Raw genomic sequence first — 14,728 nt, forward strand, 5'->3', positions numbered from 1 at the left:
CTGCTGCGCCGCGCGACGTGGACCGCCGAGCACCAGAGAGGGCGTGTACGGCTTCGTCGCTGCAGTCGTCGTCATGCTGATGTCACTGCTGAAGCGCGCGGTGGTCGCCGGTGTCGCGGCGCGCCGCCTCGCCGCCCCCGCCCCGCGGACGTGCGAGCCGCTCGAAGAGCTCCGCGTCGCCGCGCTCGCGGCGCGGGCCGATCACGAGGGCGGCCGCCGCGGACGCCAGGCCGGCGGCCACGAGCGAGACCGCCCAGATCCAGCCGCCGTCCCACGGCCAGCCGAGCCACGTGAGCCCGACCCACACGACGGCGGCGACCCCGGTGCCGATCGCCGGCACGAGGGCGCTGCCGTACGTGTGCCGACGGGGGAGCGCGTACCGTGCGGCGAGGCCGAGGATCGCCCCGCCGAGCGCGACGAACAGGAGCTCCATCGTCAGGCGACGAATCCGACTCGGCGCGACTCCTCCGAGCCGATCTCGACGTACGCGACGGCCGCCGACGGCACCACGTAGACCGTGCCCTTGGCATCGGTGAGCTTCAGGTGCGCAGACTGCCCGGCGAGGGCCGCCGCGACGGCCTGCTCCACCTCCGCCGCCGTCTGCGAGGACTCGAACGAGAGTTCACGGGGGGAGTTCTGGATGCCGATGCGAACGTCCACGGTGCGCCTTTCTGCTCTGTGGTTGAAACACTACGACACGGGCCGCGCCGGGCCGTACCCGTTCACTGTCGGCGGAACGCGTTACCGTTCAGGCATGCCCGCCACCGCGACCCTCCCGAACCCCGTCGCGACGCTTCCCGATGGCGCGCACGCCGCGGTCTTCGGGCCGCCCGGAAGCGGCAAGACGCGGCTCGTGGTCGACCTCGTGGCCGACCGCGTCGAGCGCCGCGGCTACGGCACCGACGAGGTGCTCGTGCTGACGGCGACCCGCGCCTCGGCCACCGCGCTCCGCGACGAGCTGGCCGTGCGGCTCGGCGTCACGACCCGGGGGCCGCTCGCCCGCACGGCGAACTCGATCGCGTTCCAGCTCGTGCGCGCCGCCACGGGTGCGCCCGTCACGCTGCTCACGGGCGCCGAGCACGACCAGATCGTCGGCGACCTCCTCGAGGGCGGCATCCGCGACGGCTTCGGCCCGGCGTGGCCCGGCTCGCTGGGTCCCGAGGTGCGCGGGCTGCGGGGCTTCCGCTCCGAGCTCCGCGACCTCATGATGCGCGCGGTCGAGCACGGCGTCGACGCCACGGCGCTCGCCCGCCTCGGCGAGCGCGCGGGCCGGCTCGAATGGGTCGCCGCGGCCGCGTTCCTCGAAGAGTACGCCGAGGTGAAGGAGCAGGTGCGGCCGACGCAGTTCGACTCCGCCGAACTCGCCGCGTTCGCCGCGACGATCGTGCGGCGAAGCACGACGGAGGCCGCGGCATCCGCAGCGCTCGGCGACCTCGCCCGGCTCCGGCTCGTCGTCGTCGACGACGCCCAGGAGGCGACCGAGGCCACCGCCGCCATGCTCGGCGCGTTCGCGGCCCGCGGCGTCGCGGTGGTCGCGTTCGGCGATCCCGACGTTGCGAGCAACGGATTCCGAGGGGGCCGGCCCGAGCTCCTCGGCTCGCTGTCGACCGTGCTCGACGGCGCCCCCGTTCGCCGCATCGAACTCCCGCGCGTGCTGCGCGGCCGGTCGGCCATCCGCGAGGTCGTGCGCTCGGCCACGTCCCACATCGGCACGGCCCTCGGCGGAACGCACCGGCAGGCGACGTTCGAAGTACCTGACGACGTCGTCGATGCCGACCCGCTGGCCCCGGTGCTCGGCATCGAGGCGCACTCGCATGCGGCCGAGTGCCAGTCCGTCGCCGCACTCCTGCGCGAACGGCACCTGCTCGACGGCGTGCCGTGGTCGTCGATGGCCGTCGTGCTGCGCGCCGGCGCCGACGTGCCCGCGTTCGAACGCGGCCTGGCGCTCGCCGACGTGCCAACCGCGGGCGACGCGGCCCGCACGGCGCTGCGCGACGCGCCGGCCGCCGCCGCGCTGCTCGTCGCGGCCTCGCTGGCGCTCGATCGCGAGCCGCTCACCGCCGAGCGCGCGATGGAGGTGCTCACCGGGCCGCTGGGGCGGCTCGACGGCGTCGGGTTGCGCCGTCTCCGTCTCGCGTTGCGGCACGAGGAACTCGCGGCGGGTGGCTCGCGGTCGGGCGACGAGCTCCTCGTCGACGCGTTGTCGGCGCCGGGCGGGTTCGAGACAATCGACGCCGCTCCCGGCCGGCGCGCCGGGCGCGTGGCGAAGCTCCTCGCGGCGGCACGCGGCGTCGCCGTGGGCGGCGGCACCATCGAGGAGGTGCTCTGGTCGCTGTGGGACGGCAGCGGCCTCGCCTCCGAGTGGGGCGCGCAGGCGCGCGGCACGGGCGTGCTCGCCGAGGAGGCGAACCGCGCCCTCGACGCGGCGGTCGCGCTGTTCGCGGCGGCGACGCGTTTCGTGGAACGCGAGCCCGAGGCGGCCGCCGGCAGGTTCGTCGACGAGGTGCTCGCGAACGAGCTCCCCGAGGACTCGTTGGCGCCGCAGCGCAGCGCCGAATCGGTCGTCGTGACCACGCCGCCGGCCCTCATCGGCCGCGAGTTCGACGTGGTCGTCGTCGCAGGCCTGCAGGACGGCGTGTGGCCGAACCTCCGGCCCCGCGGCACGCTGCTGCATGCGGGCCTGCTGCCGCGGGTCGTGGCGGCGGCACGGGCGGGTGCGCCGCTGCCTGACCCCGAGAGCGCGGCCGAGTCGCGCGCGTCGGTGCGCGGCGACGAACTGCGCCTCTTCGTCCTCTCGGCCTCGCGTGCGCAGCGCCAGCTCGTGCTGAGCTGCACGGCCAACGACGACGAGCAGCCGTCGATGCTCATGGGCTACGCCACCGAGCGGGTCCGGTCGCGCCGTCGGCCCCTGCACCTACGCGGGCTCGTCGGCTCGCTCCGCCGCGAGACGGTCGCCTCGGCCGACCCCGAGGCCGCGGCCGCGCTCGCGCTGCTCGCCGAGGAGGGCGTGCCGGGCGCGCACCCCGACGACTGGTACGGGCTCGCCGAGCCGTCGACCACGGCGCCGCTCGTCGACCTCGACGACCCCGAGGCGTTCGTCGCCGTGTCGCCGTCGCAGATCGACCGAGCCGAGGAGTCGCCGCTCGGGTGGTTCATCGACCACGTGGCATCGCCGCCGTCGGGCGTCGCCGCGTCGATCGGCACCATCGTGCACGCGGTCGTCGAGGAGGCGGGCGCTCGCGACGACGGCGACACGAGCATCGAGACGCTCTGGGCGGCCGTCGAGGCGCGCTGGCGCGACCTCAGGTTCGAGGCGGGCTGGGTCGCCGAACGCGAGCGGCGTGGCGCGCGGCGCATGGTCGAGGGCGCGGCCGACTACCTCGCGGCGTTCGCCGACGACGGCAAGGTGCTGCTCGGTGCAGAGGGCAGGTTCACGCTCGTCGTCGACCGCGTGCGGATCACGGGCACCATCGACCGAATCGAGGCGTCGCCAGACGGCACGACCGTGATCGTCGACCTGAAGACGGGGCGCACGCCGCCCACCGTCGAGCAGGCGGCGCGGCATCCGCAGCTCGCGGCCTACCAACTGGCGGCGCGGGCCGGTGAGGTCCCGAACGCCGGTGCGATCGGGGGTGCGAAGCTCGTCTACGTCGCCCGGCCGACGCGCGGCGTCGGCTACACCGAGCGCGCGCAGCAGCCGTTCGACGACGCCGCCGAGTCGGAGTTCCGCGAGCGGCTCGCGGAGGTCGGCCGCGTGATGGCCGGGAGCACGTTCGAGGGCCCGGGCGAGCTCGGCTTCCGTTCCCGCTTCGGCGCGTGGCAGTACCGTGTGCACCTCGTTCCCGCGGTGTCGGCATGACGGATGCCGGAACGAGTGCGGTCGGCTCGAGTGCCGGCGAAGGCTCGGCGATCGGCGCGGCGACGATCGCCGCGCGCCTCGGGCTCCACCTGCCCACCGACGAGCAGCGCGCCGTCATCGAGGCCGATCCGCACGGCGCGAGCGTCGTCGTCGCGGGCGCGGGCAGCGGCAAGACCGAGACCATGGCGAACCGGGTGGTGTGGCTTCTCGCGAACGGGCATGTCGCCGTGCCCGAGGTGCTCGGCCTCACGTTCACGCGCAAGGCCGCCGGCGAGCTCGCCGACCGCGTGCGCGAGCGGGTCGCGCAGCTCGTGGCCGAGGGCATCGCCGCCGTCGAGCTCGACCCGCTCGAGTCGGCCACCGTGAGCACCTACAACGCCTTCGCGAGCACCATCTACCGCGAGCACGCGATGCTCATCGGGCGCGAGCCCGACGCGTCGGTGCTGGGAGAGGCATCCGCGTGGCTCCTGGCCCGCTCGGTCGCGAGCGCATCGGCCGACCCCCGGCTCGTCGAGCTCGACGCGTCGCTCGACCGGGTCACGGGTGCGGTGCTCGCGCTCAGCCGTGCCCTCGCCGAGAACGTCGCCGACAGTCGCGACGTGCGAGCCTTCGCCCGCGAGTTCCTCGCCATGGAGGGCCTGCCCATCGAGGCGCCGCGCAAGCGCACCGACTTCCAGACGTTCACCGACGCGCTCGGCGTGGTCGGCGCGCTGCCGCCGCTCCTCGACCTCGCCGACGCCTACGCGGCGGCGAAGCGCGAGCGCGGCTACGTCGAGTTCTCCGACCAGGTGGCGCTGGCCCTCGCGATCTGCGAGCGGCATCCCGAGGTCGTCGCCGCGTACCGCGAGCGGGCGCGCACCGTGCTGCTCGACGAGTACCAGGACACGAGCGTCGTGCAGACCCGGCTGCTCTCGACGCTGTTCCGAGGGCACTCGGTCATGGCGGTCGGCGACCCCGACCAGTCGATCTACGGATGGCGCGGCGCGAGCGCCGCCAACCTCGCCCGCTTCGCGGACGACTTCGCGCCCGAGGGCACGTGCAGCGTGTACGACCTCTCGACGAGCTGGCGCAATCCGCGCATCGTGCTCGATGCGGCGAACACGCTCATCGGGCCGCTCGACGCCGGGATCCCGAAGGCGCCGCTCGCGGCCTCCCCGTTCGCCGGCCCCGGAGGGCTGCACGTGGCGTGGGCGGAGACCATCGAGGAGGAGGCCGACCTCGTGGCGCGCTGGTTCGCCGCGCGCCTCAGTCGCACGGGCGACGGCGCCGCCCCGAGCGGGGCCCTGCTGTGCCGCACGTTCGCGAACGTCGGCGTCTTCACGGGCGCGCTTCGTGCGCGCGGCGTGCCGGTGCACGTGCTCGGCGTCGCGGGGCTGCTCGACCAGCCCGTGATCGCCGACCTCGTGTGCGTGCTGCGCGTGCTGCACGACCCCACCGCGGGCTCCGAGCTCGTGCGCGTGCTCGGCGGGGCGCGTTGGCGCATCGGCCCGGCCGACCTCACCGCGCTGCACGCGCTCGCTCGCTGGCTCGCCGACCGCGACCTCGCGAGTCGTCGCCTTGACGACGACGTGCGGGCGGGGCTCAGGTCGTCGATCGCGCCCGACGAGTCGCCGTCGATCGTCGACGCCCTCGACTTCCTGCTCACGGCACCCGACGGGCACCGCGCCCTGCAGGGCTTCAGCGCGACGGGCCTCGGCCGCATGCGCCGCGCGGGCGCACAGCTCCAGTCGCTGCGCCGCCGCGCGGGCCTCCCGCTGGTCGACTTCGTGCACCTCGTCGTGCAGGAGCTCCTGCTCGACATCGAGGTCGCGGCGAACGCGTCGCAGCCCCTCGGCGCGCCGAGCCTCGAGGCGTTCGACGACCTGCTCGCAGGCTTCGCCGACCTCGCCGAGCACCCCACGCTCGGCGCCTTCCTCGGATGGCTCACCGAGGCCGAGCAGCGCGACAGGCTGGCGCCTCGGCAGGACGACCCCGAGCCGGGCGCCGTGCAGGTGCTCTCGATCCACGGGTCGAAGGGCCTCGAGTGGGATCTCGTCGCGATCCCGCGGATGGTCGACGAGGAGCTCCCGTCGAAGCCGCGCACCACGAAGGGGTGGCTCGCCTTCGGCGAGCTGCCGAGCGACTTCAGGGGTGACCGCGATGAGCTGCCCGAGTTGCCGTGGCGGGGCGTGCAGAGCCAGGCCGAGTTCGACGCCGGCGTGCGTGCGTTCGCCGACGAGAACCGGGAGCGCCACGCGGAGGAGGAGCGTCGCCTCGCGTACGTGGCGCTCACGCGCACGCGCGACGAGTTGCTGCTCAGCGGGTCGTGGTGGTCGACGCAGAGGGCGCCGCGCACACCGAGCCCGTTCCTGCGCGAGCTCGCCGTCGCGGGCGTCGTCGACCCCGCGGCGCTGCCGCTCGCGCCGCTCGCCGACGAGAACCTCCGTGCCGGCGCGACGACGCGCGAGCGATGGCCGCTCGACCCGCTCGGCGCGCGACGCACGCGCGTGCACGCGGCCGCCGACGCCGTGCGCGCCGCTGCCGACGGGCCGAGCGGCGCCGGCATCGGTCCGCGGCTCGCCGACGAGCTGCGGCTGCTCATCGAGGAGCGCCGCCGCCGGTTCGAGGGCCCGGGTGCCCCGCCGATCCCGGCGCGCGTGCCCGCGTCGCGGTTCAAGGACTACGTCGACGCCCCCGCGGCCGTCGCGGAGCAACTCCGCCGTCCCATGCCGCAGCGTCCGTTCCGCGCCACTCGTATCGGAACCCTCTTCCACGCGTGGGTCGAGCACCGGTCCACGGGCCTCGGCGAGGCCGGCGCGATCGACGCCGGATGGTCGGCCCTCGCCGGCGGCGACGGCGACGAGCGGGGATCCGTTCTCGCGGATGCCGCCCCCGAGCGCCTGCGCGCGTTGCAGGCGACCTTCGAGGCCTCCGAGTGGGGCGGCCGCCGACCCATCGCCGTCGAGCTCGAGCTGCATCTGCCGATCGATGAGCACGTGTTCGTCTGCAAGCTCGACGCGGTGTACGAGGTGCCGCCCGGCGGAGCACTCGCCGCACGCGGCATCCGCTATCAGGTGGTGGACTGGAAGACCGGCGCCGCACCGCGCGACGAGCACGACCTCGAGCTCAAGCAGACGCAGCTCGCCCTCTACCGCCTCGCGTACGCGACGTGGGCGGGCGTTGCGCCCGAGGAGATCGACGCGGTGTTCTACTTCGTCGAGGACGACCGCGTCATCAGGCCCGACCGTCTCTACGACGAGGCGGCGTTGCGGCGCGCCTGGGCTTCGGCGGTGGGCTCCGCGCCCACTGCCGCGTCCGTGTCGCGGTGAGGCGGCCGAGGCGTCTCGGGCGGTGCCGCGTCCCCCCAGTCGCTGAGGTCGAGCGGAATCGGCGCCGTGGCATCCGCAGGCACCAGTGGCCGTTCGCCGGCCTCGCTGCGCTCGAGCTCCGAGAAGTCGTAGCTGTCGGTGAGGAGCGTCGCGCCGCCCTCCCGCGGCAGGTTGTCGCGGGGCGTGTCGTCGAGCAGACGCTCGACGTCGTCGACGGCGAGGATCGGCCCGGTGTCGGGTGAGAGCGGCTCGCTCGACCGGTCGTGGACGCGCTCGACGAGGCCGTCGAGGAGCGAGACGGCGTCGTCGATGATCGCGGCGTCGCGCCGCTCCACGCCGTGCAGGAGCCACCGCGCGAGCTCGAGCTCGCCGTAGAGCAGCGCGCGCTGCGGCAGGTGGGCGTCTGCCACCCGGGCGCGGCCCCGCGTGTACGCCTCGAGCGCGAACTCGGCGGATGTCCCGCGCGAGGTCAGCAGCCAGTGCAGGTCTCGCGCCGGGTCGCCGATCGCGAGCGCCCCCCAGCCGACGACGGCCGTCACCGTGTCGCCGTCGACGAGGATCGAGTCGGCGGTGAGCGAGCCGTTGACGACGGTCGGCCGGAATCGCCACAGCACCCGGTCGTCCGTCGCCTGCTCCCACCGGCGCAGGATCGCCGCGGGCAGGTGACCGGTGTCGGCCGCCCGCCCGATGAGCTCGACGACGCCGTCGTGCGCCTCCTCCGCGGTCTCCCGTGGCAGGCCGGCGTCGCCGACGAAGCCCCCGGGCAGCGTGTGGATCGCGGCGATGGCGGTGCCCACCGACCACGCCAGCGATTCGTGCTCGGTCAGCTCGTCGGCCGTCATGACGCCGCCGGGGATGAACTCCGTGACGATCGCGCGGGTGCCGTCGATCGGGGCCTGTCCGACGAACGCGGGCACCCGGAAGGGCAGCAACGAGCGGATGCCCGCGGTCATGGCGCGGATGGCGACGAGGTCGGCGGACTGCTCGGACTCCGCGCTCTGCGAGCGCGGAGCGCGGATGACGAGATGCCGTCCGTCGGCCGCCCGGAGCAGGACGCTGTCGAACCCTCCGTGGCTGCGACGGGTGTGCGTGCGGGCCCCGCGCACCTCGAGGCCGGGCACCGCCGCTGTGGCCAACGCGGCTAGAGTGAGAGGGGGTCTGGCCATGGCCACAGCTTAAGCACGTGAGTCCGCCTCCCGGGCGACCGCCACGCACTCCCGCCGACTCCGCCCGCTGGCGCAGCGGGCTCAGACGTGCAGAGAGGTGTGCAGTGCGCGAACCGACCGCCCCGCCGCTTGCGCGCGCCGCCCTCGACCGCGACGGTGAGGCCCGTGCCGACGATGCGTTCGCAGAGCGCTTCGACGCCGATCCTCAGGCTCGCGTCATCGCGATGCACCGCGGTCGGGTGCTGCTCGCCGAGCAGGTCGACGGCTCGGCGCCGACCCTCGACTTCCGTCGGGTGGGCGAACTGCCCGAGCCGCACCTGCGCTGCTATCTCGGGCGCACGGTGACCGATGACGGGGCCGTGCCGTCGGGCACGCCTGTCGAGGTGAGGGTGTTCGATGCGGATGCCGCGTCCCGCATCGAGTCCGAGACGGCGCGGTGGGCGGGGCTCCGAACGGCCGTGCCCGTGCTCGGCGACCGCGACGCGGGGCTGTTCACCGAGGCGCTCGCGCTCGCCAACTGGCACGAGTCGAGCCCGTTCTGCCCGCGCTGCGGGTCGACGACGAAGGTGATCCAGGCGGGCTGGGCGCGCAAGTGCGACCGCGACGGCACGCTGCTCTTCCCGCGCACCGACCCCGCGGTGATCGTGCTCGTGACCGACGACGACGATCGCGTGCTGCTCGGTTCGAACGCGCTGTGGGAGCAGAACCGCTTCTCGCTCCTCGCGGGGTTCGTCGAGCCGGGGGAGTCCCTCGAGTCGGCCGTCGTCCGCGAGATCGGCGAGGAGGCCGGGCTCGCCGTCGATCGGGTCGAGTACGCGGCGTCGCAGCCGTGGCCGCTTCCCGCGAGCCTCATGATCGGGTTCACCGCGCGCGTGGCCGCCGGTGCCGTGCCCGCCGGCGCCCGGCCCGACGGCGTGGAGATCCTGGAGCTGCGCTGGTTCACGCGCGAGGAGCTCTCGGGGGCGAACGCCGACATCGGGCTGCCAGGCGGGAGCTCGATCGCCCGGTGGCTGTTGGAGCGCTGGTACGGCGGCCCGGTCGACGAGGGGATGCCGTGGATCACGTCGTGACCGCGGCATCCGACGACCCCCTGCTGGGCGCCCTCGACGACGAGCAGCGCGTGGCGGCCGAGGCCCTGCTCGGTCCGGTATGCGTGCTCGCGGGCGCCGGCACCGGCAAGACTCGCGCCATCACGCACCGCATCGCCTACGGTGTCGCGTCCGGCGCCTACGATCCGGCGCGTGTCATGGCGCTCACCTTCACGGCCCGCGCTGCCGCCGAGCTCCGGGCCAGGCTGCGAGTGCTCGGCGCCGGCGGCGTGCAGGCGCGCACGTTCCACGCCGCGGCGCTCGCGCAGCTCAACCACTTCTGGCCGCTCGTGGTGGGCGGCAGCGCCCCCCGCGTGCTCGAGTACAAGGGACGCGTGCTCGGCGAGGCCGCCGAGCGGCTGAAGCTGCGCGTCGACGTGGCCACCCTCCGCGACGTCGCCGCGGAGATCGAGTGGCGCAAGGTGAGCGCCCTCGGCATGGACGACTACGAGCGGCGGCTCGCGAGCCGCGGGGCGCCTGGTTCGCTCACCCCCGACCAGATGCTCGCCCTCGTCGCGGGCTACGAACAGCTGAAGGACGAGCGGCGCGCGCTCGACTTCGAGGACGTGCTGCTCGCGACCGCCGGCATGATCGAGTCGGAGCCGTCGGTCGCCATGCACGTGCGCGAGAGCTACCGGCACTTCGTGGTCGACGAGTACCAGGACGTGTCGCCCGCGCAGCAGCAGCTGCTCGACCTGTGGCTCGGCGGTCGCCGCGACCTCTGCGTGGTGGGCGACGCGAGCCAGACCGTCTACTCGTTCGCCGGCGCCACGCCCGGGTACCTGCTCGACTTCGAGCGTCGCTATGAGGACGCGATCGTCGTGCGGCTCGAGCGCAACTACCGGTCCACCGCCGCGATCATCGGCGTCGCGAACCGGCTCATGCGGGGCCGACCCGGTGCGCTGGAGCTCGTGGCGGTGGCCGACGACGTACCCGAGGCCTCGGATGTCGCCGCGGCATCCGTCATCGAACCCGACGTGGTGTCCTACGCCGATGAGCTCGCCGAGGCCCGCGGCGTCGCCATGCGCATCCGGGAACGCGTCGACGCCGGGGCGGCACCCGAGACGATCGCCGTGCTCATGCGCGTGAACTCGCAGACGGCGATCCTCGAGCGGGCGCTCGACGACGTCGGCGTGGGCTCGCGCGTGCGCGGGGCGGTGCGTTTCTTCGACCGGCCGGAGGTGCGCGAGGCGGTGCACGCGCTGCGCGCCGCGGCACTCACGATCGCGGGGGAGCCGCTCTTCAAGTCGGTGAGCGACGTGCTGCGTTCGCTCGGCTGGACCGTGCAGCCGCCCGACGGTCCCGGCGCCGTGCGGGCGCGGTGGGAGTCGCTCAACGCGATCGCGCGCCTCGTCGACGATGCACCGGAGGGCACCACGTTCCGCCAGTTCGCCGACGAGCTGCGCGCCCGAGCTGAAGCGCAGCACGAACCGACGGTGTCGGCCGTGACGCTCGCGACGCTGCACTCGGCAAAGGGCCTCGAATGGGACGAGGTGTACATCGTTGGGCTCACCGAGGGCATGCTGCCGATCTCGTATGCGACGGGCTTCGACGCCATCGACGAGGAGCGGCGCCTGCTCTACGTGGGCATCACGCGGGCACGGCGCCGGCTGTCGCTGAGCTGGCCTCGCCGGGGCGGCGGACAGCGAGGTGAACGGGAGCCGTCGCGGTTCCTGCAGGAGTTCGGCACCCGCAGTCGGGATGCGGCTCGTGGCGGCGGCGCCGCGGGAGGGCGCCCGGCCGCTCCAGCGTGAGCGACGCGGCGGCCAGACCGGTGAGGCCGTGCGCGAGCCGGTCGTCGACGACCGCCGTGGCGAGTGCGCTCGCATCGAGTTCGGCGCGGGGCGTGCGGCTGGCCGCGGGCCTGCCGGCGAGCTGCGCCGCGATGGCCGGCCAGGCGGCGTCGGCGTCGCGCCTCGCGAGATCGAGGCAGCGCAGGCACGGTCCCGTGCCCGGCTCGACGAGTGGGCCCACGCGGGCGCCCGTGTCGTCGAAGATGACGGCGAGGTGCGGCACGTCGCGACGGAGGAACGGCAGGTACCGCGCGGGCGGCACGACCCACGGGGCGGAGATGACGGCGAGGGCCGCCTCCTCGACCGCGTCGCGCGCGTCGGCCGCGACGTAGCCGAGCGCCGTGAGGCTCGACGCGAGCCGGCGGCCGAGGAGCCCGTCGGCGTCGAGCGCCACGAGCGGCGGCGCGGCGGCGGTGCTGGGCGCGTCCTGCGGCCCGTGCTCGGGCTCGCGCTCGGCCCCCGGCAGGAACGCCGGTTCGAGCCTCGCGAGAAGCACGCGCACCTGCTCGGCCGTCGCGCCGAGACCCGTGCCCATGGTCATGAGCGTCGACCGGCTCGCGCCGTGCCGAAGGACGGCGATCAGATTCGCCTCGAGGTCGCCCGCGTCGGGGAGGATGACGCGGGCCTCCGCCGCGCCGAGCTGCAGGTCGGTGGGAGAGCGCCAGACGAGGGGCAGGGTGGGATCGATCCGCGGTGCCATGCCGGGAGCATGCCCGACATAACGCCGGCTTCGCTGCATCCGTCCACAGGCTCGGTGGAGGCGGGCCGGGCGCGCTCAGCCCTTCGGCTCCTCGCCGTCTTCGCCCGGCGCGGCGGGGGTCTCGCCGCGGAGCAGCTGCTCGAGCGCCTGGTCGAACTCGTCGTCGGCGTCGGACGCGGCCGTGCGCGTTCCCGTGAGGCGCGCGACGAGCGCGCTCGGGTCGTCGAGGTCCGCGGCCGTCGGGAGCAGGTCGGGGTGCGCCCAGAGCGCGTCGCGGGCCTCGACGCCGACGGCGTCGGTCACGGCGCGCCACATCGCGGTCGCGTCACGCAGCCGGCGTGGGCGGAGCTCGAGTCCGACGAGCGTCGCGAAGGCCGATTCGGCGGGGCCGCCCGACGCGCGACGGCGGCGGATCGACTCGGCGATCGCGTCGGAGCGCGGCAGCCGCCCCGTGGCATCCGCGGTGACGGCGTCGACCCAGCCCTCGACGAGCGCCAGCATCGACTCGAGGCTGCCGAGCGCGGCCTCCTGCGCGTCGCTCTTCGGGCGGATGAGCGCACCGTTGACCACCGCGTTGCGGAGCTCCTCGGTGTTCGACGGGTCGAACCCCTCGGCCAGCTGCTCGAGCCGATCGGTGTCGATGTCGATGCCGCGCGCGAAGGCGGTGATGGCGGTGATGAGGTGCAGGCGGAGCCAGCGGGCGTGGCGGAAGAGTCGTGCGTGCGCGATCTCGCGCACGGCGAGGTAGAGCTCCACCTGGTCGAGCGGGATGTCGAGGCCCTCGCCGAACTCGGCGACGTTCTGGGGCAGGAGGGCGGCGCGGCCGTCGTTCTGCAGCGGGATGCCGATGTCGCCCCCTGAGACGACCTCGGTCGCGAGCTGCCCGACCACCTGGCCGAGCTGCATCGCGAACAGCGCTCCTCCGATGCCGCGCATCATGCGGCTCGCGCCCTGGATCATCGAGCGCAGCTCCTCGGGCGCCTGCTCGCTCATCACACGCGTGAGCTCGTCGGAGATGCTGAGTGCGACGGGCTCGGCGAGCTGCGTCCACACGGGCATGGTGGCCGTCACCCACGCGCGGCGGGTGAGCAGCTCGGGGGTCTCGGGCAGCGCCGAGAAGTCGACGGCCTCGTCGAGCCAGAGCGACGCGACCTGGAGGGCCTGGTCGAGGCGCGCTCGGTCGTCGTCGGCGATCTGCCGTTGGCCGGATGCCGCGCGCTCTTCACCCTGGCGCAGCGCCACCCTCCAGTCGATGCCGTCGTCGCCGCGGTTCATCGCCTGCTGCAACTGGCCGAACAGGGCGGCGATGCTCGCCGGATCGTTGGGCAGCCCCGCGGCGCTCGCGAGTTGCGACGGATCGATGCCGCCGGCTCCGGACAGGAGCTCGCGGAGCATCTCGCGGAACTCCTCCTCGGGGTTCCGGTCGCCAGGCTCGTCGTCCCGATCGGCCACGTGAGCCACCTCCAGTCGCGTTCCTCCAACCGTAGCGCCGCCTCAGGGAACGGGTCTGGGAAATGGCCTAGGCTTGGCCTTCCGGGTGTCCGCCCTTCGCGAACAACGCCCGTACGCGATCAGGCACCGCCGGGAGGACTGGGTTGAGCATCTTCGACGATGGGTCCCCGGTGTCCGCGGACCCCCGCCGGCATGAGGATGCCGCGACGATGCGCCGTCCGCTCGGGAAGCGCATCGGCGGCTGGGCGATCGTCGTTGCCGCCGTCATCGCCCTGCTGTTCGCGCTGCTGCCGTCGCCGTACGTGATCGAGCAGCCCGGCCCCGTGTACGACACGCTCGGGGTCGCCGAGCGCGGCAACGAGGAGATCCCGCTCATCGAGATCCCCGACGAGGAGACCTTCCCGACCGAGGGCGAGCTCAATCTCCTCACGGTGACCGTCCTGGGCCGGCCCGGGCAGACGCCGAACTGGCTCGAGGTGCTCGGCGCCTGGTTCGACCGCACCCGCTCTGCGGTGCCAGTCGAGGCGATCTTCCCGCCCGGCCTGAGCGACGCCGACCGCGACGCGCAGAACGAAGCGGCCATGGTCGACTCGCAGCAGGACGCGATCGCGGCGGCGCTCGTGGAGCTCGGCTACGACTTCCCGCGCGAGGTGACCGTCGCGGGAATCGTCGAGGGCTCGCCCGCCGAGGGCGTGCTCGAGGAGGGGGATGTCATCGCCGAGGTGAACGGCGAGCCAGTGCACGCGGTGGAGGAGCTGCGGGAAGCGGTGCGGCGGAACGGCACGGACGCTGCGGCGAACCTCGTGGTCGTGCGCGACGGCACCGAGGAGACGGTCGCCGTCACGCCCGTCGAACGCGACGACGCCGTGGTGCTCGGCGTGGGCGTGCGCATGCGCTACGAGTTTCCGATCGACGTCACGCTGCAGCTCGACGACGTCGGCGGCCCGAGTGCCGGCATGATGTTCGCGCTCGGAATCGTGGACAAGCTCACCCCCGGGGCGATGCCGGGCGGCGAGATCGTCGCGGGCACCGGCACGATCGACTCCGCGGGCGAGGTCGGCGCGATCGGCGGCATCCGGCAGAAGCTGTGGGGCGCCGAGGAGGCGGGTGCCGAGTGGTTCCTCGCACCCGAGTCGAACTGCACCGAGGTGACCGGACATGTCCCCGACGGTCTGACCGTCTTCGCGGTCTCGACGCTCGACGAGGCGCGCTCGGTCGTCGAGGCGGTCGCCGATGGCGCGGACACTTCGGAATTCGCGTCCTGCCCCGCCTCCTGAACAGCCGGTTCCAAGCCCCCTGAACAGCTGGTTCCAAGCCTTGCGACCATAGGATGGAATCTCGATCCCATCGCGACCGAACACG

General features: G+C 74.2%; 9 protein-coding genes. 5 read left to right on the forward strand and 4 right to left on the reverse strand.

The features are described 5' to 3' along the window. Positions 1 to 82: 82 nt before the first annotated feature. The gene (locus tag IEX31_RS00855) at positions 83 to 433 is read right to left on the reverse strand and encodes a hypothetical protein (RefSeq protein WP_188741545.1); all 351 of its coding nucleotides are present in this window, start codon (positions 431 to 433) and stop codon (positions 83 to 85) included. A gap of 2 nt (positions 434 to 435) precedes the next feature. After that, the gene (locus tag IEX31_RS00860) at positions 436 to 660 is read right to left on the reverse strand and encodes a DUF3107 domain-containing protein (RefSeq protein WP_188741546.1); all 225 of its coding nucleotides are present in this window, start codon (positions 658 to 660) and stop codon (positions 436 to 438) included. 94 nt (positions 661 to 754) lie between these two features. On the opposite strand from IEX31_RS00860, the gene IEX31_RS00865 reads away from it, so the two are divergent. After that, complete coding sequence (locus IEX31_RS00865) at positions 755 to 3,859, forward strand: UrvD/REP family ATP-dependent DNA helicase (protein ID WP_188741547.1); 3,105 nt, start codon at positions 755 to 757, stop codon at positions 3,857 to 3,859. After that, positions 3,856 to 7,167 carry an ATP-dependent DNA helicase gene (locus IEX31_RS00870; protein WP_188741548.1) on the forward strand — a complete coding sequence of 1,104 codons (3,312 nt, stop codon included), beginning with the start codon at positions 3,856 to 3,858 and terminating at the stop codon, positions 7,165 to 7,167. Before IEX31_RS00865 ends, IEX31_RS00870 begins: the two co-directional genes overlap by 4 nt. Here the strand turns inward: IEX31_RS00870 and IEX31_RS00875 are convergent. Continuing rightward, complete coding sequence (locus tag IEX31_RS00875) at positions 7,089 to 8,333, reverse strand: phosphotransferase (protein WP_229662010.1); 1,245 nt, start codon at positions 8,331 to 8,333, stop codon at positions 7,089 to 7,091. The two genes, IEX31_RS00870 and IEX31_RS00875, sit on opposite strands and share 79 nt — an antisense overlap. 104 nt (positions 8,334 to 8,437) lie before the next feature. On the opposite strand from IEX31_RS00875, the gene nudC reads away from it, so the two are divergent. Both nudC and IEX31_RS00885 read left to right on the forward strand, forming a co-directional pair. Continuing rightward, positions 8,438 to 9,403: an NAD(+) diphosphatase gene (gene nudC / locus IEX31_RS00880; protein ID WP_188741549.1), complete on the forward strand. Its 966-nt coding sequence runs from the start codon at positions 8,438 to 8,440 to the stop codon at positions 9,401 to 9,403. Then, positions 9,388 to 11,175 carry an ATP-dependent helicase gene (locus IEX31_RS00885; RefSeq protein WP_229662011.1) on the forward strand — a complete coding sequence of 596 codons (1,788 nt, stop codon included), beginning with the start codon at positions 9,388 to 9,390 and terminating at the stop codon, positions 11,173 to 11,175. The genes nudC and IEX31_RS00885 overlap by 16 nt, the downstream gene beginning before the upstream one ends. A gap of 814 nt (positions 11,176 to 11,989) precedes the next feature. On the opposite strand, the gene IEX31_RS00890 is transcribed toward IEX31_RS00885, so the two are convergent. After that, a complete protein-coding gene (locus IEX31_RS00890) occupies positions 11,990 to 13,309 on the reverse strand; it encodes a zinc-dependent metalloprotease (protein ID WP_188741802.1) in 1,320 nt (439 codons plus the stop codon). Between the two features lie 266 nt (positions 13,310 to 13,575). On the opposite strand from IEX31_RS00890, the gene IEX31_RS00895 reads away from it, so the two are divergent. After that, positions 13,576 to 14,643 carry a YlbL family protein gene (locus IEX31_RS00895; RefSeq protein WP_188741550.1) on the forward strand — a complete coding sequence of 356 codons (1,068 nt, stop codon included), beginning with the start codon at positions 13,576 to 13,578 and terminating at the stop codon, positions 14,641 to 14,643. Positions 14,644 to 14,728: the final 85 nt, after the last annotated feature.

It is taken from the genome of Agromyces bauzanensis (assembly GCF_014645655.1).
Classification (GTDB): domain Bacteria; phylum Actinomycetota; class Actinomycetes; order Actinomycetales; family Microbacteriaceae; genus Agromyces; species Agromyces bauzanensis.

Bases quoted from the DNA above. Each gene is read 5' to 3' on its own strand.
- IEX31_RS00855 (WP_188741545.1), bottom strand. From the start codon at position 433: ATGGAGCTCCTGTTCGTCGCGCTCGGCGGGGCGATCCTCGGCCTCGCC.
- IEX31_RS00865 (WP_188741547.1), top strand. From the start codon at position 755: ATGCCCGCCACCGCGACCCTCCCGAACCCCGTCGCGACGCTTCCCGAT.
- IEX31_RS00870 (WP_188741548.1), top strand. From the start codon at position 3,856: ATGACGGATGCCGGAACGAGTGCGGTCGGCTCGAGTGCCGGCGAAGGC.
- IEX31_RS00875 (WP_229662010.1), bottom strand. From the start codon at position 8,333: ATGGCCAGACCCCCTCTCACTCTAGCCGCGTTGGCCACAGCGGCGGTG.
- IEX31_RS00890 (WP_188741802.1), bottom strand. From the start codon at position 13,309: ATGCTCCGCGAGCTCCTGTCCGGAGCCGGCGGCATCGATCCGTCGCAA.
- IEX31_RS00895 (WP_188741550.1), top strand. From the start codon at position 13,576: ATGCGCCGTCCGCTCGGGAAGCGCATCGGCGGCTGGGCGATCGTCGTT.